The following is a 24,163-nucleotide window of genomic DNA, read 5'->3' on the forward strand; positions in this document are numbered from 1 at the left end:
CAACTCGGCGCGGCGCGTGCGCGAATGGCCGGCAACAACAGCAGGAGGGCCGCGCCGATCCCGACACAGATGTCCGCCACGTTGAAGATCGGCCAGTGCATGAAGCCCAGGTCGATCGGCCCGATGAAATCGACGACGCCCGCGTCCCAGCGCACCCGGTCGATCAGGTTGCCGAGCGCACCCGACCACACCAGCCCGATCGCGAAGATCCGCGCGTGATCGTTTTCCCGCGCATCGCGCAGCATGCCCGCCAGCACGATCATGACGAACACCGATGCGCCGACCACGATCCAGCGCCCCATGTCCGGGATGCCGATGCCGAAGGCGATGCCCTTGTTGAACGCGAGTGTGAGCGGCACACCGAACGACTCGATCGTGTAGCCGTGCGCCAGCGCCTCGAGCGCCCACCGCTTGGTGAGGATGTCGGCAAGGAGGATGGCGACGAGCAGTGAACCGGCAGTTGTCAGCTTCTTCAGCATGCCTCTTCCGCGATGCGGCGCGATCTCGCGCGTGCGCAGGAACGGGAAATCTAAGGCCGGACAGCGTGGTTCTCCACCGTTGTCGGTCAGAAGTTCCCAGCGCAAGCTTCCGGCCAGCCCCTCCCGATGCCACGCCCGCTGGGCTAGGTTTCCACAAACCCTGAGATGGAGCCATGGCACAGAGCGCACTCCTGCTGGTCGACGTGCAGATCGATTTCTGTCCGGGCGGCGCCCTCGCCGTGCCGGATGGCGACGCCGTCATCCCGGCACTGAACGACTACATCGCCCGCTTCGCCAGCTGGAATCTGCCGATCCTGGCGTCACGTGACTGGCACCCCACCGAGACCAGCCATTTCAAGGCTGGCGGCGGCCCATGGCCAGTGCACTGCGTGCAGGACACCCCGGGCGCGGCATTCCACCCGGACCTCGCGCTGCCGGACCACGCAACCATCGTCACCAAGGGCACCAGCCCCACCGACGATGGCTACTCCGCCTTCGAGGCGACCGACGAGGAGGGAAGGGCGGTCGGCGAGCGGCTCCGCCAGGTCGGCGTGCGGACGCTCTACGTCGGCGGGCTGGCCACCGAGTACTGCGTGCGCGCGAGCGTCCTCGACGCACTGGCGCAGGGGCTCGATACAGTGCTCCTGCTCGATGCCGTGCGCGGCATCGACGTGCGGCAGAATGACGTCGCGCGCGCGATCGACGAGATGATCCGCGCCCGTGCGCGCACCGCCACGCTCGCGACGATCGGGCAGGACATGGATGGAGCACGGCCATGAGCAGCGCGCAGAACGGGCTGCGGGTGTTGCCGCAGCAGGCAGCTGAGCCAGTGAGCGACGCACACGCGCGGCGACGTCGCACCGTGACCGTGGACGTGGGCGGCGTGAAGGTCGGCAGCGGCCACCCGATCGTCGTGCAGTCCATGACCAATACCGACACTGCCGACCCGCAGGCGACGGCGGACCAGGTTGCCGCACTCGCCGCCGCCGGCAGCGAGCTGGTACGGGTGACGGTCAACAACGAGGAGGCCGCCGCGGCCGTTCCGGAGATCGTGCGGCTGCTCCAGCAGCGGCACGTCTACGTCCCGATCGTCGGCGACTTCCACTACAACGGCCACCTGCTGCTGCGGCAGTTCCCCGAGACTGCTCGTGCCCTCGCCAAGTACCGCATCAACCCCGGCAACGTGGGCGCCAAGCGGCGCGACGAGAACTTCCGCACGATCATCGAGTGCGCGATCGAGTACGGGAAGCCCGTCCGCATCGGCGTGAACTGGGGCTCGCTCGACCAGCAGCTCCTGACCGAGTTGATGGACCAGAACGCCGGGAGCGCTGCACCGAAGGACGCCAAAGCCGTCATGATCGACGCGATGCTGGAAAGCGCGCTCCGCTCCGCACAGCTCGCCGAGGAGACCGGCCTGCCACACGACCGCATCATCCTGTCCGCCAAGGTCAGCGGCGTGCAGGACCTGATCGCGGTGTACCGCCTGCTCGCAGGACGCTGCGACTACCCGCTCCACCTCGGCCTGACCGAGGCGGGCATGGGCGCCAAGGGCATCGTCGCATCCACTGCCGGGCTCGCCGTCCTGCTCAACGACGGCGTCGGCGACACGATCCGTGTCTCGCTGACGCCGAAGCCCGGCGGCGACCGCACGGAAGAGGTGCTGGTAGCCCAGCAGATCCTGCAGTCGCTCGAGCTGCGCAGCTTCACCCCGCAGGTCACCTCCTGCCCCGGCTGCGGCCGCACGACGTCCACGTTTTTCCAGCACATGGCGGAAGACATCCAGGACTATGTGCGCGCAAAGATGCCCGAGTGGCGCGACCGCTACCCCGGTGTCGAGGAGATGAAGCTCGCGGTCATGGGCTGCGTCGTGAACGGACCGGGCGAGTCCAAGCACGCCAACATCGGCATCTCGCTGCCCGGCACGTTCGAGGAGCCCAAGGCGCCGGTCTACGTCGATGGGAAGCTGTTCACGACACTGAAGGGCGAGGGGCTGGTCCAGGAATTCCTGCGCATCCTGGACGACTACGTCGAGCGGACGTACGCGTGAACGGCTCTGTTATTTCACCGCGAAGGCGCGCAGGGCGCTGAGCTGCCTTTCCGGCGTTCTCCGGCGCTTCATTTCACACAGAGTTCACAGCGTTGACGGTGGTCACAGCGTGCATCGAGGCGGTGCGAACGTAACTCCGCCTCGATGCATTTTTCTCTGTAACCGGTTCGCGGCGCCGGAACGTTCGCGGCGGTTCGCAAGCATGCGGCCGGGAAGCCATCACAAAACAAGAATGCGTCGCCATGCGACGAGCCTGCGCCTGCCGCGGATTTCAGTGACCACTGTGGCCGCTGTGGACTCCGTGTGAACTCATGAGCCCGGAGAAAATCAGCTCAGCGCCCTCCGCGCCTCAGCGGTGAACAAAGAATCCGTTACTGATACTGGATGTAAATCGGCTCCGGCGACAGCGACAGCACTTCCTCCGGCGTCATGAGCCGGCTCCCGTCCCGCCTGTCATTCTTGAAGAAGATCTTGAACCCCTTGTACACGTCGTCCACCGGAGCAACGAAGCTGTTGTAGCTCGAGCGCTTCAGGGTCGGCGCGCCCCAGCCGTCCATGTTCAGCACGACCTGCACACGCGGATCGTCCTTGATCTGCTCCGGGTTGCGCACCATGTCACGCGTGAACCGGTGCACGATCAGGATCTTGGGCGGGAGGTCGTGCTCCTCCACGAGCTTCGCGAGCTCGTCGATTGCGTAGTTGATCGTGCTCGCGTCCATGGAGCCGATGCGATGACCCGGTGTGGCGCTGGTACCCATGTTCCACTCGGGGTCCAGCGCAAGGTGCACGGTCGGACGCTGCAGCCAGGGGAGCAGGCGTGGCAGCTCTGCCTGCACCGTGCTGCGACCGGGCTGGATGTCGAGGAACACGAGTGCGTTCGCATCCGCCGCCATGTCCACGATCCGCTGGATCACGCGCTCCGGCATGCGGACTCGGTAGCGTCCGTCGCGCCCGGAGTCGCCTGCGGCCATGACGGCAATCATGTGCAGTGCCGGCACCACCGGAGTGGCGGGATCCGCCCGCTCCCACTCGCGCACCCGCTCCCGCAGGTGCGTGAGCAGCTGCTCGCGCGGCAGTTCCCCGAGGATCCCCATCCGCTCCGATTGCGGATTGCCGTAGTATGCAACGATCCGCCGCCGCGGCAGGATGGATCCCTCCAGCAGCTCCGCGCGACGCGCCGCGTCCTCGCGCGCACGTGCTTCCTCTTCGACTCGCGCCCGCGCAATCGAGTCCGCACGTGCCACGGAATCCGCCCGCGCAATGGAATCCGCCCGCGCCCGCTCCTCCTCCGCGCGCCGCGCGGCCTCCCGCGCCTCGCGTGCGCGTTCGCGTGCGATCGAGTCCTCGCGCGCCTCGACGTTCCTGTCCGGCTCCGGTGCCGCAGGCGGGTCCGAGCGCGCCGCACACGCGCCACCCGCCAGCACCGCCAGCGCAAGGATCAACCCCTTCGAACCAACGTACCCACTTCGCATCCTGTGCTCCTGATAGCTCTTCGTGTACGACCACCCCGCGGCAACATCAGCGCCACGGCCACACAACCACAAGCAGAAGCGCCCCCGCACGCAGCAGCGTGCAGGGGCGCCATCGCCAGCACATCGATCCGGGCCAGCGACCGGCTAGGGCAGCCCCGTCGCAAAGATCGTGGCCATGAACATCGTCTCGCCGCCGAACAGCTCCGTATCCCGCTGGAGTGCGCTGGCGGACAGGTTCCAGCCGCCGAGGTTCAGTCCGAGGCCGCCGCCGATCTGGAAGCCGGTGTTGTCGTCACCCAGCTGGATCGCGGCTGCGCCAGCGCGCAGCGGCAGCCAGGAGATCGGGCGGTACTCGACGCCCGCACCGAGGTGCGACGTCGCATCCGTCACGATGCCGTCACTGCCGCCGTGTCGGAGGTCGGCCGATACCAGCAGGTTGGAGCCCGGCCGGAACGCCGCGCCGAGTGAGAAGGACCGCTTGAAGCCGAGCTGCTCGACATGCTCGCGGAGCGACTCCGGGGCCGCATCGAACGGCTGCTCCTCCGTGTCCGCGATCAGCTCCGCCTCGCCGGCTTCCAGCGAGAGCGGGCGGTAGCGCAGGTCTTCGAGGTCCCACTCGAACGTGCTCACCACGTTCTCGACTGCTGCCGCGAACGTCCACGGCCCCGTCTCGAGCGCGGCACCGACGTCGAAGCCGAAACCGCCGCCGTTGTTGAGCGTGAAGCTGTCGGGGTCGATCACCGAATTCACGATAGGGAAGGCGATGTCGAATCCGGATGCATCCGCGGTCCCCCTCGACTCGTCCCCGGTCACGACGATGTGGCCGAGCGTGTACTTCGCGCTCGCGCCGATCAGCAGTCGCGTCCCCGGCAGGATCTCGAAGGGATGTGCGTACCCTCCCGCAAACGTGGTGTAGGCAGCCAGGTCGAGAGACGAGCCGGCGAAATCGAGGTTGGCGGGATCGCCCTCTGCATCGACGTTGCCGAACAGGATGAGCTGGAGCACGTCACGCGAAAGATCCGCGGTCGTGCGCACACTGGACGTGACCTGCAGGCCGAAGCGCCCGATCTGTGCGGCGCCCCATGTCAGGTCGGCGTTCACGGTGCCTCGCTCGGCGCCGCCTGCGGGAACCCGCGCCAGCCAGTCCTGCTTCACGGGCTCAGGGACCAGGCGGTCCGAGTAGTCCGCAATGTCGCTCAGCTCGATCGGGCCGATGCCGGCACCGCCCATGGTCGTGAGCAGCGTCATCGACGCCTGCGTGTTCCGCGACGATGCCAGCAGCGCCGGGTTCCACGAAAGCGCGCCGAACCCGCGCGCGGCCGCGGTGAAGTTGTTGCCCATCCCGAGCGCTTCGGTGGAGCCGCTCGGAAGCTGCGCGGCCGCGGGTGCTGCCGTAGCGGCCGTCACGGCGAGCATGAGCGCGGCGTTCCGGATCACCATTCGAATCCGCATCAGTCGCCCCCAACCTCGAAGGTGATCCGCACCAGAGTCTCGAGCGTCAGGAAGCGCGTGGGCACGTCTGGCGGGCCCAGCGCGCCGGTGACCGTGATCTCGACGTTGCCACCCAGGAACGCGAGCATGGCGTCCCGGTCGATCGTCACGAGCTGCGGCGTCCCCGCCTCATCGACCGTCACGCTCTGCGATACCACGGTATTCGAATCGGTGTCGCTGATCGTCACCTGCAGCGTGCCGGTGCCGTCCTCCGGGTTCACCGGCGTGAACTCGATCTCGCCGCCGCGCGCACGCGACGCGAAATCCTCGTCCACGTTGCTCAGGTCCACCGTCACCGGGAACGCCGGCGCCGCTGCGCCCGTGACCGGCACCGAGATGTCCGGCGCCGGCAGAGCGAGCGTGTTCTCGAACCGCGGCAGGGCGGTCGGCACGTCGCACGCCGCTGCGCCCAGAATCGCCAGCCACGCGAAACCGATCGTCGCCTCGCGCGCACAGCGCACCCGCGGGCGCGCCTTACGGGCCCTCTTTGCGTCCTCGCTCATCCACCTTTTCCCGTCTGGAATTGACTCGCAACAAACCGCTGATCGCAGGGTGTCCGGGGAGACTCATATAGTAACGCGAGGCGGCCGCACGAGGTAGTGACGATTTCGTAATGCGCCGCGGTGGCGGCGCCCGGCGAATGTGCCGCGGTGGCGGCGCCCGGCGAATGTGCCGCGGCGACGGCCCCCCACCTGTGCCGATCCGTCGCGATCCTCGGAACCGCAGGTCCCATATGCGCACACGAGCCCGCCCGGGGGGCGCGGAAGGTGAGACGTAACGTGTTGGTGTTCCGTCGTTTGCGTCATTGGGGGCGGGCGGCACGGGGCTTCCCTCCAGGGCGTGCGGCAGGACCGGGCTGCAACCTCCGGGAATGGAGGCGCGTACGGGCCGGATCGTCAGCCAATCGACCAAGGAGCAGGAGATGGAATACACGCTTCCCTCGCGGCGTGCGTGCGGCGTGCTGGCTGCCGTGCTCGGGCTTGTGCTCGCGGGCGATGCGGCGGCACAGCAGCCGCGGACACCGGCACCCGCCGAGGCAGTGCAGCAGCGGCCAGCGGTCCGGCTCACGCTGCAGGAGGCGATCGAGATCGCGCGCGGCAGCAACCCGACGTACCTGATCACAGCGAACGACGAGAACGATGCGGTCTGGCAGCAGCGCGAGGCGTACGCTGCGTTCCTGCCGTCGGTCAGCGTCAGCGGCGCGGGCCAGTACGTGGCGGAGGGCACGCCGAACCTGGGCTTCCTGACGGGTGCCGACCTGGGCGTCGGCAAGGTGCCGTCGTCGTATTACTCGAGCTACGGCATCGAGGGAGCGATCGAGCTGAGTGGTGCGACGCTGTTCGAGGCAGCGCGTGCCAGTGCGAACCGGAAGGCGACGTCGGCACAGGTCGATGCCGCCGGCTTCACGCTCGCGACCGAAGTGACACAGCAGTACCTGGCCGCGCTGCGTGCGCAGGACGAGGTGCGGCTGGCGCGCGAAAGCCTCGAGTCGGCGCAGCAGAGCTACGACCTTGCAGTCGGGCAGTTCGAGTCCGGTGCTGCGCCACGGCTGGATGTCACCAATGCCGAGGTCACGCGTGGTCGCGCGGAGGTCGCGCTGCTGCAGGCGGAGCAATCGGCGCAGACGGAGAAGCTGCGGCTGGTGCAGACGCTCGGCATCTCGCCGGAAGCGCCGCTGGAGCTGGTCAGCACCTTCGAGATCTTCGAGCCGACATGGACGCTGGAGGAGCTGACGGAGCGGGCGCTTGCGTCGCACCCGCAGCTGGTCTCCGCTCGTGCATCGGAGAAGGCGGGTGTCGCCAGCGCACGCGCAGCGAAGATGCAGTACCTTCCGTCCCTGCGCCTCGCGGGTCGCCTCAGTGGCTACTCCCGCCAGACGGGTGACGACCAGGCGCTGCTGGCCGATGCGCGCTCGACGGTCGAGCGGCTCCACTCGAACTGCGTGTACGGCAACCGCATCGGTGCGCTGCTGGGCGATGCGCCGCAGGACTGTTCCGCCTACGCGTTCACGCCCGACGACGAGCAGCGCCTGCTCTCGGCGAACGACGTGTTTCCGTTCGATTTCACGAGCAACCCCGCTACCGTGACGCTGTCGGTGAACTTCCCGATCTTCAACGGCTTCACGCGGGAGCGGCAGGTACAGGAAGCGCGCAGTGCCGCGGACGATGCCCGGCACCGCAGGCGGGCGGAGGAGCTCGCGCGGCGGACATCGGTCTCGGAGGCGTACGTCGCGCTGGTGACGTCCTATCGCACGGTCGCGATCGAGGAGCGCAACGTCGCCGCGGCGGCGGAGCAGCTCGAGCTGGCGCGTGAGCGCTACCGGCTCGGTGCCGGTGACATCGTCGAGCTGGCCCAGGCGCAGGCGACCAAGGCGGAAGCGGACAACGCGCACCTGAGCGCGATCTACATGTTCCACGAAAACTTCGCGGCCCTCCAGGCCGCGGTCGGCGAGCCGCTGCGCTGAGCGCAGCGTACTCCAGATACGGGGAAGAGAAATGGACAAGCCTCGCGCAAACCCGAAGCGCAAGCGGAAGCCCCTCTACATCGGGGGCGGCGTCGTCGTCGCGGCGCTGATCACGCTCGGTCTTTCGCAGCTCAAGCCGGCGCCGCCGGGAGTCGAGCGGGCGGCGATCTGGGTCGACACCGTGCAGCGCGGGCCCATGGTCCGCGAGGTGCGCGGCCCGGGCACACTGGTGCCTGAGGATATCTGGCTGATCCCTGCGATCACGGCCGGTCGCGTGGACGAGATCTTCGCACGCCCCGGCACGCAGGTGCAGGCCGGCACGCCGCTGCTGCGACTGAGCAACCCGGACGTTCAGCTCCAGCTGCTCGAGGCCGAGCGACAGTTGCGCGCGGCGGAAAGCGACCTGGTCAACCAGCGCTCCACGCTGGAGACCCAGATCCTGAACCAGGAAGCAACCATCGCCCAGGTTCAGTCGCTCTATAATACGGCGGTTCGCGACGCACGCTCGGCGGACGACATGGCCGAGAAGGGGCTCATCGCCCGCAACGAGGCCGATGCGCGCAAGGACGCGCTCCATGAGAACGAGGTCCGGCTCGACGTGGAGAAGAAGCGGCTCGCGCTGATGCTGGAGCAGCTCGAAGAGCAGGTGGCCGCACAGCAGGCCCAGGTCGAGCGGCTGCGGAGCATCGTGCGGTTCCGCCAGCAGGAGCTCGAGTCCATGAACGTCGTCTCGCCGAGCCAGGGCGTGCTCCAGCAGCTCGATCTCGAGATCGGCCAGTGGGTGAATCCGGGCATCGAGCTGGCCCGCGTGGTCCAGCCCGGCCGGCTCAAGGCGGAGCTGCGCATCCCCGAGGTCCAGGCCAAGGACGTGGTGCTTGGCCAGCTCGCGCGGATCGACACGCGAAACGGAATCGTCGAGGGGCGCGTAGTGCGCATCGATCCGGCGTCGCAGAACGGGTCGGTCGGTGTGGACGTGGCGCTCGATGGCGAGCTGCCCCCGGGTGCACGACCGGACCTCTCGGTGGATGGCACGATCGAGATCGAGCGGCTGCCCGACGTGCTGTTCGTTGGACGGCCTGCGTTCGGCAACCCGGAGTCATCCGTCGGCATGTTCAAGGTCACACCCGACTTCCGCTACGCGGACCGCGTGACCGTGCAGCTCGGCCGCAACTCCGTGAACACGATCGAGGTGCGCGGCGGACTGCAGGAAGGCGACGTCGTGATCCTGTCGGACATGTCGCAGTGGGATAGCCATCCGCGCGTGCGGATCCAGTAGCAACGCAGCGCAAACCGCGCTTGCAGTGTCAAATCAGGGTCGAGTGCAGTCACCACAGCTCAGGCGAGCGCAAGGAGAGTCACGATGGATCAGATGACGCAGCCCCTTATCCACCTGCAGGGCGTCAGCAAGGTGTTCTATACCGACGAGGTGGAGACGCACGCGCTTGCGGCGGTGCACCTGCAGCTCCAGCGGGGCGAGTACGTCTCGATCGCGGGTCCGTCGGGATGCGGCAAGACCACGCTGCTCTCGCTGCTCGGCCTGCTCGACACACCGACGGACGGCACGTACATGCTGGACGACAAGGACGTCAGCAGTCTCTCCGCGAGCGAGCGCGCCCGCGTCCGCAACCGCGAGATCGGCTTCATCTTCCAGGCGTTCAACCTGATCGGCGATCTGACCGTCTATGAGAATGTCGAGCTGCCGCTCACGTACCGCGGCATGAGCAGCGGCGAGCGCAAGGAGCGCGTGCAGGAAGCGCTCGAGCGCGTCGGCATGTCGCACCGCACGAAGCACTACCCCTCGCAGCTGTCCGGCGGTCAGCAGCAGCGCGTGGCGGTCGCCCGTGCCATCGTCGGCAAGCCGCTCATCCTCCTCGCCGACGAGCCGACGGGTAACCTCGACTCCAAGAACGGTGAAGCGGTCATGGGGCTGCTCAAGGAGCTGCACAACGACGGCGCCACCATCTGCATGGTGACGCACGACCCGCGCTACGCACGCAACGCGGACCGCACGATCCACCTCTTCGATGGCCAGATCGTCCGCGACGAGGCGACCACGGCGGCGCACGAGCTGGAAGAGAGCGGGTTCGAGGTGCATCACGGCTGACGCCGATCGGTCCGCGGCGCTCGCCGGCGGCGGACCGGATCCGCCAGGCACTCGATCGATCCCGTGCTGTTACTCGCGATGAAAGCGCAGTAGATTCGCGGCGCCGTTTCAGGACGGCGCCGCGAATCGTTTGTACCCCACGCAATCGGAGGCATGCTGCCGCACTGGCTCGCCCGCTTCGTGCCGTCGATCGACACGATTCTCGTGGTCGTGCCGGTCGCAATCGTGGTCGGCGTCGCGGCGGCCGCACTCGCGGCGTACCTGCGCCTTCGCGGCGTGCGCACCCCTTACACGCGCAAGGTCTTCCACTTCGTGATCTTCACGGCTGCGAGCGTGATCCAGCTGGTGCACGGCGTGGGTGGTGTAGTCGTGTTCGGCACCGTGACAGCGCTGATCGTGCTGTACGCGGTGTGGCGCGGCGACGGGCATGCCTTCTACGAGGCGCTTGCACGGCCGAATGACGCACCGCGCCGCACGCTGTTCATCGTCGTGCCGCTCGTCACGACCGCACTCGGCGGGGTGCTCTCGAACCTCATCGTTCCGGCCTATGCGTGGGTCGGCTACCTCGTCGCTGGCTGGGGCGATGCTGTCGGTGAGCCCGTCGGCACACGCTGGGGGCGCCACCGCTACCGGGTGCCTTCACTCGCCGGTGTGCCGGCGACGCGCAGCTGGGAGGGAAGCGCGGCGGTACTGCTGCTCGGTGCCGTGGCCGCCGTGGGCGGCGGGCTCGTCGCGGGGCTCGATGCGCCGACCGCATTGCGCATTGGCGTCGCGGCAGGCGTTGCGGGCGCAGCCGTCGAGGCCGTCAGCACCCATGGACTGGACAATCTGACGGTTCAGCTCGCTGCCAGCGCAGCCGCGGCACTCGTCGCCTGAGTCAGTCCGGCAGCGGCAGCCAGAGGCAGAAGCTCGCGCCGGTGCCCGGCTCCCGCTCCAGCGTGAGGTCGCCGCCGAGCAGGCGGGCGACGTTGCGGCTGATGGCCAGGCGGAAACCGGGGGCGCCGCGGCCGTTGCTCACGCGTTCCACTGCCTCGAAGACGTCGTACGTGCCGTCGACGCCGGGTCCCGTGTCCGTGATCGTTGCCCGGAGCCAGCGTCGCGGATCGCCGGCGCGCCGGCCACGCTGAACGTCGGCACGGACACGGATCTCCCCGTTCGGCGGCGTATAGCGCACGGCATTCGAGAGCAGCGTGTCCAGGATCTGCCCGACGAGGTCCGGGTCCGTAAGCACGAGCGGCAGGTCGCGCGGCACGTCGATCGCCAGGCTCACACCATAGGTGGCCGACGCGAGCTGGTAATCGCGTGACAGGTCGCGCAGCAGGGCGCCGACGCTGGTCGGCTCGTGCTGCACGGGCAGCCGACCCGCTTCCACGCGCGCCAGCTCCAGCAGGTCGCCGATGAGACGCAGGCCCGCCGCGATCGTGCGCCGGCTCGACTCGATGTAGTCGCGCTGCCGCGGCGTCAGCTCCTGCTCCGTGTCGAGCAGCTGCACGTACTCGCTGGCCGCGCCAAGCGTCTCGCGCAGCTCGTACGTGATGCCGCTGATCAGGCGGAACCGCTCGTCGATCGCGTGCTCCAGCGCGCTCCGCCGCTCCTCCAGCTCGCCGGCGAGAGCTCGAACGTCGAGCGCATCCACCGCAAGGTCGAGCAGCCCCTGCAGTGTCACGTCCGGGTCGCCTTCGGCAACGCGCGCCGCGCTCCCGCCCAGGAGCACCAGGGCCCCCCTCACCGGACCGCCGGGCGCGCGGAGTGCAATGCGCCCCTGCTCGAGGGTGCGCGCAAGCGGGTACGGCGGCGACGCACCGACCGCGGGAGCACCATCGCCTCTTGCGACGATGACCTCCGCAGGGTGCTCGCTGTCGCCCGTCCGCTCGATGAACGCCGCCTTCGCACCCGTGTGCTCCAGGCAACGCTCGAGCAGACGACGGAGCACACCTTCCGCACCGGGCGCGATCGTCAGCGTCGTCGCAAGCTGCCGCAATTGTACGCGTGTGTTCGTCGGACTCATGTGGGCGGGGTCAGAGCCCCAACGACGCCGCCGCCGCAGCCTCTGGGGCCGCGACGGCGTCCTGTATCATCTGAAACTCCGGCAGGCGCGGCTCAACGCTGCGCGCCCCCGAGAGATGCCGAATCACTCGCCGGCATCGCCGGCACCATGCTCACCGGCTCACCCAGCACCAGCCTCGCGCTCGCACGCGGCGCGACCTGCGCAGCCTGCGCACGCTGTGCCTCCGGGCCCAACGTCGTCGCCGTGCTCGCAACACGCTCGCCCAGCACCGGCACCGACTTGTCGTGCTCGTCCACCTCGCCTGGCATCAGGTAGCGGCCGCGCGAGCTGACGCGAATCTCCGGAAGCGTGCGCGTGCGCTCGAAATACTCGTAGCCGCCGCTCAGCTGCCGCCAGAAGTCGACCAGGTCCGGCTGCTCCCGGAACACGCGCGCGAGCCGCGCCATGTTCTGCTCGTCCAGCCGCGTCGGGAAAATGTGGACCGGGATCCGCTCCTGGCCCACCGAGCGCGCCTCCACCGCGATCCAGTACAGCTCCTTGATCGACTCGTCCGTCACCGCGATGCACCCCTCGGTGAGGCACCCGCCATGGATGAAGATATCGCCACCCAGCGCACCGCTCCGACCCACCAGCCGGTCCGCCACGTTCGGGTAGTTCACGTGCATGGACAGGTAGTACTCGCTCTGCGGATTCAGGAAGTCGACCCAGTAGAAGCCTTCCGGCGTCTGGCCGTCCCCCTGCCGCCGCTTCGGCCCCAGCTCCGAAAGCGCGCAGATCTCGTACGACTTGATCAGCGTGAACTCGCCCTGGTTCGGCGAACGCGCCCACAGCTCGATCTCCCGCTCCCGCTTGAACACACGCAGGTAGACCTCGGCCGCCGGATACGTGACTCCGTGCGCCTCGAACATGTCGATCACGCTGAAGCGCTTCGCGACCCACGCCTCCACCACCCTCGGGTGACGGAGCTGGTCACGCATGTAGCCGCGGTCCAGGATCGGCGGCGGTGCCGGCGGCGCAAACGCATCCCGCACGGTCGGCACCGCATTCAGTACGAACGCACGCTGCGCGGCTGCGCTCTCCGCCCAGGCAAACAGCCCGAGGGCAAACGCAACAAGCCCGATGCGCCGGAGCAGGTGGTCCGTTCGGTTTCGTGTCATCATCGACCGCTCATGGTTACGTCCGGGGTACGTTCCAAGCTAGATCGCACCCCCTCCCCCGGCAAGCATTCTGCTCGCAAACCGCATTTCGCGCCTCTCTCATTTTGCAAAACACGTTGCCTGCCAAAGGGTTCTGGAGCGGTGCAGGACACGCGGCACACGGCGCGGATCGCTGCGGCGGACCAGTCCGGATGGTTGCGGCCGACGCGCCGACCACCATTTTTTCCGGGTGCTGCTACACCTTGCGTGCCGATCGAGGCGGGCCACCCGGTAGCGAGCAGGGCGGTGTCCCGGCCGGGAGTGTTGCACCGATCCAACGAACTCGCCTTCAGAGGGGCGAGTGTCGCGGTGCGTGCCACAGCTCCCATCGAGCGGGCGTTTTACGATAACGTGAAGTCCTGCCGAGAGCTACGTCCCTGTGACGGAGCGGTCGCGGGCCGGCGGCGGTGCTGGCACCCGGCTGGCAGAATGAGGGGTCCCCCGGAACTGGCAATGTGAGCAACGACGCTCTGGTCCCTGCGCCGATGGAGGTGCGGGGTGGATGCACCCGGTGAGGCATGTACGCGGTGGAAATCTTCGACACGTTTGGTCCATCGACGCGGATGAGGCACCCGTCCCGGGTCCCCCCGGAGCGGGTTGTGACGGCGGAAGACTACCGTCGCATGTTCGCGCACGCGCGTGATGCACATCTGATCACGGGCGCGGACGGGCTGATCGTGCAGGTGAACGAGGCAGCGATGCTGCTGCTGGGCTATACGGACGAGGAGCTGTACGACGTGCGGCTCCCGGACCTGCTGCTGGATGACGGGGATCGCGCGCGGATTGCGAGCGCACTGCGCCCTGGTTCGGACCTGCCTGAGCAGGAGCTGCGGCTGAAGCGGAGGGACGGCGCGGCCGTGGTGTGCCTGGCTGCGGCGTACCCGCGCAGTGACGGGCAGGGCGGGTTCCTGATCTCGCTGCATGACGTGACGGAGCACCGCCGCACGCAGCAGCAGCTGATCCACAGTGCGTTCCACGACGTTCTCACCGGTCTTCCGAACCGGCTCCTGTTCATGGACCGGCTGGAGCGGGTGCTGCGGCACGTACGCCGACGCACCGGCTACCGGTTCGCGGTGCTGTTCCTGGACCTGGACCGCTTCAAGCTCGTGAACGACACGTTCGGGCATGCGGCGGGAGACGAGCTGCTGCAGGCGGTGTCGCGCCGGCTGGAGGAGTGTCTCCGGCAGGACGACTCGATTGCGCGGCTGGGTGGCGACGAGTTCGCGATCATCGTGGACGCGATCAACGACGCGAGCGATGCGACGCGCGTGGCCGAGCGGATCCTGGAGGCGCTCCGGACGCCGTTCGCGGTGCAGGGTCGCGAGGTGCATGTGACGGTCAGCATCGGCATCGCGCTGAGCACGAGCGGCTACGACACGCCGGACGACGTGCTGCGCGACGCGGACGCAGCGATGTACCGGGCCAAGACGTCGGGCCGCGCGCACTACGAGATCTTCGACCTCGAGATGCACCGTCGTGCGCTCTCGCAGCTCCAGCTCGAATCCGACCTGCGCGACGCCATCGAGCGGCGCGAGTTTGCCGTCCACTATCAGCCCGTGATCGCCCTGGACGCCGGCAGTGTCACGGGGCTCGAGGCGCTGGTGCGCTGGCGGCATCCGCGACGCGGCACGCTGCTGCCGGCGGAATTCATCAACGTGGCGGAGCAGTCCGGCGCGATCGTGGAGATCGGCTGGTACGTGCTGCGCGAGGCGTGCCGGCAGATGCAGGCCTGGCGGGAGCGCTTTCCCCGCAGCACGCTGCAGACGACGATGAGCGTGAATCTGTCTGCCCGCCAGTTCGTGCAGCCGGACCTGCTCGTGCGCATCGACGAGATCCTCGCCGAGACCGGGCTGGATCCGTCCTGCCTGCGGCTCGAGCTGACGGAGAGCGCAGTCAATTACGCGCCCGACCTTGCCCGTGGCGTGCTGCGCGCGCTGGACGAGCGCGGCATCCGGATCTGCCTGGACGATTTCGGCACCGGCTACTCGTCGCTGCAGCAGCTGAAGCAGCTGCCGCTGTCCAACGTGAAGGTCGACCGCAGCTTCGTGCGCGGGCTGCGCTCCAACACGGAGAGCGCCGGCATGGTGCAGACGATCGTCGCGCTCGGCCGGTCGCTGGCGGTCGACACGATCGCCGAGGGCGTCGAGACGCCGGAGGAGCTGGACGAGCTACGCGCCCTCGGGATGAAGTTCGCGCAGGGCTATCTCTTCTCGACGCCGCTCACCGCCGAGCACGCGGAGCGGCTGCTCACCGCAGGCGAGGACGCGGACTAGCAGCGTCGCGCCGGCAGTACGCTTGTACACACGAAGCGCAGCTCGCAATCGCGGGCTGCGCTTTCGTTTTCGGTACGCGCGACATACCGCGGACGCCCTTGCGTGCGCAGTTGCATTGTCCTTGCATCGTCGCGATGTTCGACGCCGGGGCTCTCGTGCGGAGAGCCCGTTTCGCATGAACGATCGGGGGACTGATGGCGCAGGTGCAGAGCGGAGATACCGTGCGCGTCCATTATACAGGAACACTCGACGACGGCACCGTCTTCGACAGCTCAAAGGGGCGCGACCCCATCGAGTTCACCGTCGGTGGCGGCCAGGTGATCGCCGGTTTCGATGCGGCGGTCAGCGGCATGGCGGAAGGGGAGTCGAAGAAGGTCACGATCCCGGCTGCGCAGGCGTACGGAGAGCGTCGCGACGAGCTGATGCTGCAGGTCGATCGCTCGCAGTTCCCGGCCGATGTCGAGCCGCAGGTCGGCCAGCAGTTCCAGATGAGCCAGGGCGAGCAGAACTTCGTCGTGAACGTGGCGGCCGTCGACGGCGAGCAGGTCACGCTCGATGCGAATCATCCGCTCGCCGGCCAGGACCTCACCTTCGAGCTGGAGCTGGTTGACGTCGTGTCCTGAAACTCTTGAACATCTGACGTCCCGGCTTTACAAGTTCAGGCAGTCGCGGTTGTAAACCGCGACGCCCGAGGGGCGGACTCGATCGGCGCGCGTGCTTCGGCGCGTGCGGTGGCGGCGGCGAACTCACCCGCGTCGCACCATTCAACCGGTCGGCTCCGCCCCTCACCCATTGCAGGAAACAACGACGCCCCGGTGCGCATGAGTGCGCCGGGGCGTCGCTCGTTCGACGGGCCGTGTGTCAGGTCGCGGGCTTGACCGGCCCGTTGTCCCAGTTCTGCACGCTGGAGATGTTGGGCATGCCGTGGTCGGCGCCGTTCCAGCCGTCGAAGCCGTCCAGGCGCATGGCCCAGAAGCCCGTGGTCATATCGCTCACGACGATCAGGCCGTCCGCATTGCGGATGTCGACGCCGAACGCGCCGTTGCACTTGCGGTCCGAGCACATGCCGATGCTGGGCTCACCGAGATACGTGTCCCAGTATCCGATGGTCTTCGGATTGGCCGGGTCGCGCATGTCGAAGACCTGCATCCCGTCTTCGTAGCCGGAGACGAACACGTAGGGCCAGCGCACCTCGTGGTTGTGCACCAGGTTGCGCCAGTCGGCGGTCCACGCGCCGACCGGCTGGCTGATCACCTTCGTCTGGCCGGTCTGGCCCGGCTGGAGATCGAAGATGCGCAGCGGCTGGTACTGGTACTCGACCTCCGCGACCGCGTACCTGCCGTCCGGTGTCGGCGTGAAGGTGTGCCCCCACGGGATCGTCGGGTTGTTGGCGATCGAGAACAGGTGCGCGGGCTGCTCCGGCGTGGTGATGTCGTAGATGTGGTAACCGCCTGCGCCGCCGCCGTAGAACTTGTCCTTGCCGGTCGCGGGGTCGTACGCGGCATACATGTCGTGGTAGCCGAAGTTCGGCATCTGCTCGGAGATGCCCTCGGGAATCGGCACGCGACCGACCGCCCCGTCCTGACCGGACACGACCTTGCGCATGTCGTAGACGGCGGCGTACGCGCCGTTGGTCGTGGTGATCAGCAGCGGCCGGCCGTCGGAGTGCTTGTACATGAAGATGTTGTGGAAGCCGCCGGGCGTCTCGGGTGCACGGATGCGCGCGACCTCCTTCACCGTGCTGATGTCCGGGAGCCCGGTGACGTCGAAGATCACCGCGCCGAGGTCGCTGTCCGGGCCACCCTGCTGGAACTGGGTGGACTGCACGTAGTACCAGCGGCCGCCATCCTTGAACAGCTTGCCGTCCATCATGCCGGTGCCGGTGTGCAGCTCCGCGTCTTCGATGCGCCAGGAGTGGAGTACCTTCGCGTTCGCGGGATCGCGCAGGTCGATGATGTCGAAGCCGTGCACGAACATGCGGCCGACGTACGCGAACGGCCGGTTCATGTCCTGTTCGAGCTCGATGTCGGAGACGGAGAGCGGGTCACCGAGCTCGACATGCGCCAGCACCTCGACATTCTCGGTGTGCACGGGCCTGTCCGCATCGTCTGGCATCTGCGCCTGTGCGCCGGCCGCGTGCAGGGTCATGCCTGCGACGATTGCGGCCAGCGAGCGCCGGGGGAAGTGCGCCATCACTGCGTCCTTGGTTGCGGGTCCACGCGGAAGACGAGCTGCATGCCCGTCTCGAGGTGCTCGGATATGTGGCAGTGCAGCATCCAGTCGCCGGGATTCGACATCTCGACGAGCAGGTCGACGGTCGAGCCGAGCGGGATGACCGCCGTGTCCTTCCAGACGAAATTCGTGTTGCGCACGCCGTCGCGCTCCAGCACCAGGAAGCGCTGCCCGTGCAGGTGGATCGGGTGGTGCATCGGGTGCAGGTTCACCGGCCGGTTGCGGATGCGCAGCTTCACGACGTCGCCCTGGTCGAAGCGCCAGTCGATGTCGCCGTTATCGCGGCCGGTCGCGACGTCGCGGATGAACCAGCGGACGTCCGCACCCGTCGCGACGTAGTTCATCTCCGGCATCGCGTCGCTCCACTCCATCGGATGGAAGTAGAGCGTGTCCAGCAGCATCATCTGCAGGATGGGCAGCGGCAGCGATCCGATCTCGACGCCGAGCTCGACCTCGTGGTCTACGGCGCGATCGAAGTGCTCGCGGAACTGGTCGATCTCCGCGCTCACGTCCGCGTTCGCGCGCAGCGTATCGAACGCCTGCCGGTGACTCTCGGTCGTACGCTCCGGCAGGACGTCGACGATGCCGAGCGTGTCCACCTTTGAAACGAAAACACCGCGGTAGTGATCGATCGCCTGGACCCGGTTCGTGATCGCGATCGGGCCGGGCTCCTCGAAGAGCACCTCGACCACGTAGCGCTCGGCGGGCGCGATCACGACGTTGTCGACGTACGCCTCGCGCTCGTAGCGGCCGACGTCGGAGGCGACGACCTTGGCGCGCGCGCCGCCGAAGGAGAGGTTGAAGACGCGCGTGTTCGCGGCGTTGGTGAGGAAGAAGCGCACGACGTCGCCCGTCCGCGTCTCCATCCGCCAGTCCGCCTCGCCGTTCACCAGGAATACGTTGCCGAAGCGCCCCATCAGCGCGTGCGTCGCGCGCTCCTCGCCGTACGGGAACAGGCCTGCTTCATCGATCAGGAGGTCGTCCAGCATCAGAACCTCCTCGGCGTTCACCGGATTGTAGTACGCGGGATCCGGTGCCGTGACCATCATGTTGCCGTACAGGCCGAGGTCCTGCGTGATGTCCTCGCGGTGATGCGGGTGGTACCAGTAGATGCCCGCGTCGGGGAAGTGCACCTCGTAGGTGAACGTGCCGCCCGGCTCGACCGGATCCTGTGTCACGTGCGGCACGCCGTCGAACCGGTTGTCGAGCCGCACGCCGTGCCAGTGCACGGCGGTCGGCAGCGCGGTCTCGTTGCGGAAGCGCACGATGATCGTCGCGTTCTGCGGCGCCTGGATCAGCGGGCCGGGATACTGGCCGTTGAAGCCGTACATGACGAGTGTCCGGCCGTTGATCATGCGGCGCACGAGCCCGGCGGTCAGGTCGAGCGTATCGCCGTCGCTCATGATGCGCACTTCGCGGTACGCGGCCGCGGGCAGCGACATCGGATCGATGCCCGCGCCGGGCAGCCACGCCGTCGCCTTCGGCTCCAGCTCGGCCATGCCGGGGAGCATCGGCATGGTCATGTCCATGGGGGGCATGCGCCAGGCGGCCGCGCTTGCGTCCCGGGTCGGCTGGGCATGGCCGGCGTGGTGGCCGCTGTGAGGGTCCTGCGCCTGGGCGGGGCGCGGCGCCAGGGCCGTCAAGGCCGTGAGGGCGGTAAGGGCGAGACGTGACGAACGCCCTGCGCCTGTCGTGCCCGACCCGACGGCCCCGCCGGCCCCGAGCGCCCGGTTCATCACCACTGCGGCCCGAACAGTCCGCCGCAGGACTCGCCCTGGAAGGGCCCGTGTCCCGCCATGGTGTGCAGTCGGCCGCTGGGCGAGATGCCGCGCAGCAGGATGCGGCCGCGCCAGCGCTCCACGCCGGCGTCCTCCTCCTCGGTTACGAAGACGAGGAACTTGTTGAACGTGATCTCGGCCGGCGGCAGCACACCGTCGGCGCTGAGAACGCCGAGCTTCTGCACCTGGTCGAGCTCGGGGGTTGCGGCCCACGCGACGAGCGAGCCGCTGCGGCCGTCGAGTCCCTCTGTCGAGAGGTGCGCCTGATAGCGATGATGCCCCTCGGCCGTCACAGTCACGACGTAGGGCGATTCGGCAAACGTGAGACGGACGATGCCGGAGGCGCCGTTCGCGTGGGCCGTGGGAACGAGCCGCACCTCGTAGGGATCGGGGCCCGCGCGGCAAGGCCGGATGTCCGATGCCGCGACTGGACTCCCCAGTGCGGGGGCAGCCCCGGCAAGGAGCAACACGGCTGCGCGGAGGCTGCGGGCAGGGACTGATCTGGTCATGGCGTCGTCCGTGACTTCCGGGGAATCCTGCAGTATCGGCGGGTGACGGCGGCCCGCGCAACCACGCGACGCACAGCGGCTCGCAGTGAGTGATGAACGAACAGCGTACCGGGTTAGGAATACAGTGACATCGCGCGGGAGCCGGCACGGGACTGGCGTCCCGCGGATTCTGCACAACTCATCGCGGAGGTACCAATGCAGGCAGTGCGGTTCGTTCGCCCGGCGAAGGGCGAGTACGACGAGTACTATGACAAGTATGTCCGCAGGGTACCGGACGGCGACATCACGGAGACGCTGGTTCGCCAGGTTGTCGCTACGATCGAGCCGCTGCGTGCGATCGACGATGCGCGCGCGAACTTCGCCTATGCGACCGGCAAATGGTCGGTCAAGGAAGTGATCGGGCATCTGTGCGACGCGGAGCGCGTCTTCGCGCACCGGGCGCTGCGCTTCGCGCGCGGCGACACGACCCCGCTGCCCGGGTTCGACGAGAATGCGTACGTGCCGGCCGGCCAGTTCGGTGAGCGCTCGCTGAACGACCTGCTGGACGAGCTGCTCGCCGTGCGTGCCGCGACGGTGGCATTGTTCCGGCACCTGCCCCGTGCGGCATGGACGCGGACCGGGAGCGCCAATGGTGTCGCGGTGAGTGTGCGCGCGCTCGCCTGGATCGCCGCGGGACACGAGCTGCACCACCGCACGCTGCTGGAAGAACGGTACGCGATTCCGATGGGGCTCGGCGCCGTGCCGGGGCCGGCGTGAGGCACCAGCGCGCTGCTGTGCGCAGCGCCGGGCGGATCAGATTGCCGGCGCTGCTGGCGTGCACGGCGGCGCTGCTCCACGCCGGGTGCGCGGCGGACGAGGCGGCGCGCACACCGGTCATCGGCTACGTCGGCTCGATGGACAGCGCGCACGTGGACGGCTGGCGCGGTGCCGAGCTGGGTGCCGCCGAGGTGCAGCGCGCCGCCGAGCTGATCGGCCGCACGATCGAGGTACGCGCCGAGCAGGCCACCGACAGCGCAGCCGCGCTCGCCGCTGCGCGTCGCCTCATCGAGCAGGGTGCGACCGTCCTTGTGGGTGGCCATGACGAAGCAGTGTGCCGCGGCCTCATGGCGCTGGCCGATGCCGAGGGCGTGCTCTTCCTGAACGTCGGCTGCGCGACGGACGCGTTGCGTGGCAGAGGCCGCAACACCTTCCACGTGCAGGCGAGCGAGGCGCTGCGACGTGCCCCGGACGGCGGGCCCGCTGCTGTGCGGCCGGAGTCGCGCGTCGCATGGCACGGCCAGCTCGGTCGCTACGGCGCCGCACAGCTCAACCGCCGCTTCCGTGAGCGCTTCGGTGCGGACGCGGGGGGCGATGCCTGGGCCGCGTGGATGGCGATGAAGATCGCCTGGGAGGCGACGCAGCAGCGGCAGAGCAGTGACCCGGACGAACTGCGCGCGTTCCTGTTGAGCGAGGAGGCCGAGTTCGACGGCCACAAGGGTCAGCCGCTCGTGTTCGATCCGGCGACCCGGCAACTGCAGCAACCACTGTTCGCTGCGCCGGCAGGCGCAACGTCCGGCGCGCCCGCTGACGATGCTCGCGCCATCACAGTGGACGGCGCGGACGCGCTCCGTGCCGCGGCAGCCGCCCGCGCGCGCCTCGCCGTCGTCACCAACGAAGGCTCGAGCGACGTCTCCATCATCGACACCCGCTCCAACCAGGTCATTGCGACGATCGGACTCGTCGCACGCCCGCGCGGCGTGCGCGCGAGCGCGGACGGGCGGCTCGCCTACATCGCCATGAGCGACGATGCACCCGAGCATGCTTCGGACGCCGATGCGATCGTGACTATCGACCTGGCGGAGGGGCGGGTGACCGCGCTGGTTCACGTCGGCAGCGACCCCGAGCAGTTCGCGATCGCTCCCGCCGGTGACCGGCTCTATGCTGCGAACGAGGATGCCGGAACCGCGACGATTACCGATCTCACCCGCGACAGTGTCCTCGAGACCCTCATCGTGGGCATCGAGCCGGAAGGCGTCGCCGTCAGCCCCGACGGCCGGTGGGTCTACGTGACCGCGGAGACCAGCAACACGGTGTCGGTCATCGACACGCAGAAGCGGGAGGTCGTCGCGAGCTTCCTGGTGGACGTGCGACCCCGTGCAGCCGCGTTTTCCCCCGATGGCCGCCTCGCGTTCGTGAGCAACGAGATCAGCGGCACGCTCTCCATCGTGGAAGTTCCCGCACATCGCGTCGTTGCAACCATCCCGCTTGCGAATGGCGCGGCGCGGCCGGTGAGCATCGCACCCGCAACGGACGGGCGTCGCGTCTACGTCGCCAACGGCCGCGCCAACTCCATTTCGGTGATCGATCCCGCAGCACGAAGAGAGATCGCCGTAATCCCCGTCGGCGAGCGCCCATGGGGGGTGGACGTCAGCAATGACGGCGCTCTGGTTTACACGGCGAACGGCGGCTCGAATGACGTCAGCGTGATCGACGCCCGGTCACTGCGTGTGATTACGACCATTCCGGTGGGCGAGCGTCCGTGGGGTGTGGCACTGACCAAGTAGCAGGATCCCCGGACGGGCGGATTCCTCGTTCTCACGCAGAGCCGCAGAGGAGCGGAGGCCCAGAAGTCAGAGAAACAGGAAGTCTGCTTCCCGAAAACCTCTGCGACTCTGCTTCTCTGCGTCTCTGCGTGAAAATGAGCGAGCCAGGACTTCCCGGCCTGCCCTGAGAACGACCCGTGCTCAGTTCCGCGCCGGGAACCCCTCCGGCGGAATCGAGTTGCGGATGAACTCGCGGATGTGCTCGTTGGCGGTTGCGAGGTCCTCCCTGCGCAGGTACATCATGTGACCGCTGCGGTACCCCTCGAAGCGCATGCGGTCGCGCAGTCGGCCGCTCGGGTCCATGTTCCACATCGTGTACTTCGCGCTGAAGTAGTCGGTCCCGCCGTCGAAATAGCCGGACTGCACCATCACGCGCAGGAACGGGTTCTCCGCCATTGCCTGTCGCAGGTTCTCGCCCGTGTTGTCCCCCTCGCGGTTCCACGGGTGCACCGGCCCGAAGAGCCAGTACTGCAGGTCTGTCTCGTAGCCGAGCACGTCGCGCAGGTAATGGTTGATCGCGGGGGCGAAGGCGTGGTTCCACGACGTGAGGGCGGGGTCGTAGTCGTAGCGCACGCCAGCAGCGCTGCGATCGATGCCGCGGTAGCGTGAGTCCAGTCTGCCTACGGTGAACCCCTCGTCGCGCATCAGCTCCTTCCAGAAGAACGACGTCGGCACCGCCAGGTTGTGCTGCAGCACCGCGGTCTCGGAGAGGCCGCTGTAGCGGGCGACGTCGCGTGCGATCGCGCGTCGCGTCGCATCATCCAGCGAGCCGCCGCGGCTCAGCGCGGGGATCAGCCGGTCGATCGTGAACTGCTCCACTTCCGGAAGCAGATCGTTGAGATCGCGCTGCTGGAGCGCCGGCTCGAGCTGCCGGTGGTACCAGGCCGTTGCCGCGTAGTACGGCAGCGTGAGTGCATCGCCGACGGGCCCCTGGCGATCCACGCCGAGCGGAGTGGGTGATACGAGCACGACCCCGTTGAGGAACATCCAGTGCGCGCTCTGCAGCTGGCGTGCGAGGCCGGAGACACGATTGGTCCCGTAGCTCTCGCCGATCAGGAACTTGGGTGAGGGCCAGCGTCCGTGGCGCGAGACGAACGTGTCGATCCAGCCGGCGAGGTACTCGATGTCCTCGTTCACGCCGAAGAAGTTGCTGCGCTCGGCATCGCCGAGAATGCGCGAGAAGCCGGTGTTGACGGGGTCGATGTAGACGATGTCGGCGACGTCGAGGATGGAGTGCTCGTTGGCCGTCACGCCGTAGGGCTGGATCGGAAACCCTTCGTCGTCGATGCGCAGGAAGCGCGGCCCGGTGTAGCCGACGTGCATCCAGACGGACGCCGAGCCGGGGCCCCCGTTGAAGGAGATGACGAGTGGCCGGCTTGCGCGGTCGCGGATGTCGCTGCGTTCATAGTAGACGTAGAAGACGGACGCGATCGGCTCGCCGTCCCCGTCCCAGACGGGCTGCGTGCCGGTCGTGACCCGGTAGGGCACGCGCTGCCCCTTGATGGTCACGACATCGGTCTGCGAGGTC

20 protein-coding genes are annotated in these 24,163 nt (G+C 68.2%); 10 read left to right on the forward strand and 10 right to left on the reverse strand.

The genetic code is table 11. From position 1 onward, the window contains the following. A partial coding sequence (gene lspA, locus VFU06_09650; GenBank protein HEU5209665.1) for a signal peptidase II occupies positions 1-479 on the reverse strand: 479 nt, incomplete at its 3' end. Positions 480-652: 173 nt separating this feature from the next. Here lspA and VFU06_09655 point away from each other — a divergent pair. Together VFU06_09655 and ispG are read left to right on the forward strand one after the other, a co-directional pair. After that, positions 653-1,258 carry an isochorismatase family protein gene (locus tag VFU06_09655; GenBank protein ID HEU5209666.1) on the forward strand — a complete coding sequence of 202 codons (606 nt, stop codon included), beginning with the start codon at positions 653-655 and terminating at the stop codon, positions 1,256-1,258. Then, positions 1,255-2,526: a flavodoxin-dependent (E)-4-hydroxy-3-methylbut-2-enyl-diphosphate synthase gene (gene ispG / locus VFU06_09660; GenBank protein HEU5209667.1), complete on the forward strand. Its 1,272-nt coding sequence runs from the start codon at positions 1,255-1,257 to the stop codon at positions 2,524-2,526. Before VFU06_09655 ends, ispG begins: the two co-directional genes overlap by 4 nt. 371 nt (positions 2,527-2,897) lie before the next feature. Here ispG and VFU06_09665 read toward each other — a convergent pair whose 3' ends face one another. From VFU06_09665 to VFU06_09675, 3 genes are all read right to left on the reverse strand, one after another. Further along, on the reverse strand, positions 2,898-3,998 hold the full coding sequence (locus VFU06_09665; protein ID HEU5209668.1) for a hypothetical protein: 1,101 nt from the start codon (positions 3,996-3,998) through the stop codon (positions 2,898-2,900). Positions 3,999-4,142: 144 nt separating this feature from the next. Continuing rightward, positions 4,143-5,438 carry a DUF5723 family protein gene (locus tag VFU06_09670; protein ID HEU5209669.1) on the reverse strand — a complete coding sequence of 432 codons (1,296 nt, stop codon included), beginning with the start codon at positions 5,436-5,438 and terminating at the stop codon, positions 4,143-4,145. An 11-nt stretch (positions 5,439-5,449) separates the two neighbouring features. After that, a complete protein-coding gene (locus VFU06_09675) occupies positions 5,450-5,992 on the reverse strand; it encodes a hypothetical protein (GenBank protein HEU5209670.1) in 543 nt (180 codons plus the stop codon). Positions 5,993-6,411: 419 nt separating this feature from the next. Here VFU06_09675 and VFU06_09680 point away from each other — a divergent pair, with 419 nt between their 5' ends. The 4 genes from VFU06_09680 to VFU06_09695 all read left to right on the forward strand — a co-directional run bounded on the left by VFU06_09680 (position 6,412) and on the right by VFU06_09695 (position 10,933). Further along, positions 6,412-7,953, forward strand: a complete 1,542-nt coding sequence (locus tag VFU06_09680) for a TolC family protein (GenBank protein HEU5209671.1) — start codon at positions 6,412-6,414, stop codon at positions 7,951-7,953. Positions 7,954-7,984: 31 nt separating this feature from the next. Beyond that, positions 7,985-9,229, forward strand: a complete 1,245-nt coding sequence (locus VFU06_09685; GenBank protein ID HEU5209672.1) for an HlyD family efflux transporter periplasmic adaptor subunit — start codon at positions 7,985-7,987, stop codon at positions 9,227-9,229. Between the two features lie 84 nt (positions 9,230-9,313). Next, entirely contained in the window at positions 9,314-10,057 is a 744-nt protein-coding gene (locus VFU06_09690) for an ABC transporter ATP-binding protein (protein ID HEU5209673.1), read from the forward strand. A 153-nt stretch (positions 10,058-10,210) separates the two neighbouring features. Further along, on the forward strand, positions 10,211-10,933 hold the full coding sequence (locus VFU06_09695) for a hypothetical protein (GenBank protein HEU5209674.1): 723 nt from the start codon (positions 10,211-10,213) through the stop codon (positions 10,931-10,933). A gap of 1 nt (position 10,934) precedes the next feature. On the opposite strand, the gene VFU06_09700 is transcribed toward VFU06_09695, so the two are convergent. Next, the gene (locus VFU06_09700; protein ID HEU5209675.1) at positions 10,935-12,065 is read right to left on the reverse strand and encodes a HAMP domain-containing sensor histidine kinase; all 1,131 of its coding nucleotides are present in this window, start codon (positions 12,063-12,065) and stop codon (positions 10,935-10,937) included. A 92-nt stretch (positions 12,066-12,157) separates the two neighbouring features. Continuing rightward, positions 12,158-13,225 (reverse strand): L,D-transpeptidase family protein, encoded by a 1,068-nt coding sequence (locus VFU06_09705; protein HEU5209676.1) that lies wholly within the window; start codon positions 13,223-13,225, stop codon positions 12,158-12,160. A gap of 635 nt (positions 13,226-13,860) precedes the next feature. Between VFU06_09705 and VFU06_09710 the strand changes: the two genes are divergently transcribed. Further along, positions 13,861-15,534, forward strand: a complete 1,674-nt coding sequence (locus VFU06_09710; protein HEU5209677.1) for an EAL domain-containing protein — start codon at positions 13,861-13,863, stop codon at positions 15,532-15,534. 194 nt (positions 15,535-15,728) lie between these two features. Continuing rightward, positions 15,729-16,157, forward strand: coding sequence for a peptidylprolyl isomerase (locus tag VFU06_09715; GenBank protein ID HEU5209678.1), 429 nt, complete (start codon positions 15,729-15,731; stop codon positions 16,155-16,157). 238 nt (positions 16,158-16,395) lie between these two features. On the opposite strand, the gene VFU06_09720 is transcribed toward VFU06_09715, so the two are convergent. The 3 genes from VFU06_09720 to VFU06_09730 form a co-directional block, all read right to left on the reverse strand. Next, entirely contained in the window at positions 16,396-17,727 is a 1,332-nt protein-coding gene (locus tag VFU06_09720; protein HEU5209679.1) for a hypothetical protein, read from the reverse strand. After that, complete coding sequence (locus tag VFU06_09725; GenBank protein HEU5209680.1) at positions 17,727-19,283, reverse strand: multicopper oxidase family protein; 1,557 nt, start codon at positions 19,281-19,283, stop codon at positions 17,727-17,729. The genes VFU06_09720 and VFU06_09725 overlap by 1 nt, the downstream gene beginning before the upstream one ends. 218 nt (positions 19,284-19,501) lie before the next feature. Beyond that, positions 19,502-20,053, reverse strand: a complete 552-nt coding sequence (locus VFU06_09730; protein HEU5209681.1) for a hypothetical protein — start codon at positions 20,051-20,053, stop codon at positions 19,502-19,504. Between the two features lie 195 nt (positions 20,054-20,248). On the opposite strand from VFU06_09730, the gene VFU06_09735 reads away from it, so the two are divergent. Then, positions 20,249-20,809 carry a DinB family protein gene (locus tag VFU06_09735; protein ID HEU5209682.1) on the forward strand — a complete coding sequence of 187 codons (561 nt, stop codon included), beginning with the start codon at positions 20,249-20,251 and terminating at the stop codon, positions 20,807-20,809. A 41-nt stretch (positions 20,810-20,850) separates the two neighbouring features. Then, positions 20,851-22,596 carry a beta-propeller fold lactonase family protein gene (locus VFU06_09740; GenBank protein HEU5209683.1) on the forward strand — a complete coding sequence of 582 codons (1,746 nt, stop codon included), beginning with the start codon at positions 20,851-20,853 and terminating at the stop codon, positions 22,594-22,596. Positions 22,597-22,776: 180 nt separating this feature from the next. Here the strand turns inward: VFU06_09740 and VFU06_09745 are convergent. Next, positions 22,777-24,163 (reverse strand): hypothetical protein (locus VFU06_09745; protein ID HEU5209684.1); only part of this gene is annotated, 1,387 nt, incomplete at its 5' end.

It is taken from the genome of Longimicrobiales bacterium, from assembly GCA_035764935.1.
In the GTDB taxonomy this organism is placed as follows: domain Bacteria; phylum Gemmatimonadota; class Gemmatimonadetes; order Longimicrobiales; family RSA9; genus DASTYK01.

Excerpts from the sequence above, each read along its gene's own strand:
- VFU06_09655 (HEU5209666.1), top strand. The coding sequence starts at position 653 with ATGGCACAGAGCGCACTCCTGCTGGTCGACGTGCAGATCGATTTCTGT.
- ispG (HEU5209667.1), top strand. The coding sequence starts at position 1,255 with ATGAGCAGCGCGCAGAACGGGCTGCGGGTGTTGCCGCAGCAGGCAGCT.
- VFU06_09665 (HEU5209668.1), bottom strand. The coding sequence starts at position 3,998 with ATGCGAAGTGGGTACGTTGGTTCGAAGGGGTTGATCCTTGCGCTGGCG.
- VFU06_09670 (HEU5209669.1), bottom strand. The coding sequence starts at position 5,438 with ATGGTGATCCGGAACGCCGCGCTCATGCTCGCCGTGACGGCCGCTACG.
- VFU06_09675 (HEU5209670.1), bottom strand. The coding sequence starts at position 5,992 with ATGAGCGAGGACGCAAAGAGGGCCCGTAAGGCGCGCCCGCGGGTGCGC.
- VFU06_09680 (HEU5209671.1), top strand. The coding sequence starts at position 6,412 with ATGGAATACACGCTTCCCTCGCGGCGTGCGTGCGGCGTGCTGGCTGCC.
- VFU06_09685 (HEU5209672.1), top strand. The coding sequence starts at position 7,985 with ATGGACAAGCCTCGCGCAAACCCGAAGCGCAAGCGGAAGCCCCTCTAC.
- VFU06_09690 (HEU5209673.1), top strand. The coding sequence starts at position 9,314 with ATGGATCAGATGACGCAGCCCCTTATCCACCTGCAGGGCGTCAGCAAG.
- VFU06_09695 (HEU5209674.1), top strand. The coding sequence starts at position 10,211 with ATGCTGCCGCACTGGCTCGCCCGCTTCGTGCCGTCGATCGACACGATT.
- VFU06_09700 (HEU5209675.1), bottom strand. The coding sequence starts at position 12,065 with ATGAGTCCGACGAACACACGCGTACAATTGCGGCAGCTTGCGACGACG.
- VFU06_09705 (HEU5209676.1), bottom strand. The coding sequence starts at position 13,225 with ATGATGACACGAAACCGAACGGACCACCTGCTCCGGCGCATCGGGCTT.
- VFU06_09715 (HEU5209678.1), top strand. The coding sequence starts at position 15,729 with ATGGCGCAGGTGCAGAGCGGAGATACCGTGCGCGTCCATTATACAGGA.
- VFU06_09720 (HEU5209679.1), bottom strand. The coding sequence starts at position 17,727 with ATGGCGCACTTCCCCCGGCGCTCGCTGGCCGCAATCGTCGCAGGCATG.
- VFU06_09725 (HEU5209680.1), bottom strand. The coding sequence starts at position 19,283 with ATGCCGATGCTCCCCGGCATGGCCGAGCTGGAGCCGAAGGCGACGGCG.
- VFU06_09730 (HEU5209681.1), bottom strand. The coding sequence starts at position 20,053 with ATGACCAGATCAGTCCCTGCCCGCAGCCTCCGCGCAGCCGTGTTGCTC.
- VFU06_09735 (HEU5209682.1), top strand. The coding sequence starts at position 20,249 with ATGCAGGCAGTGCGGTTCGTTCGCCCGGCGAAGGGCGAGTACGACGAG.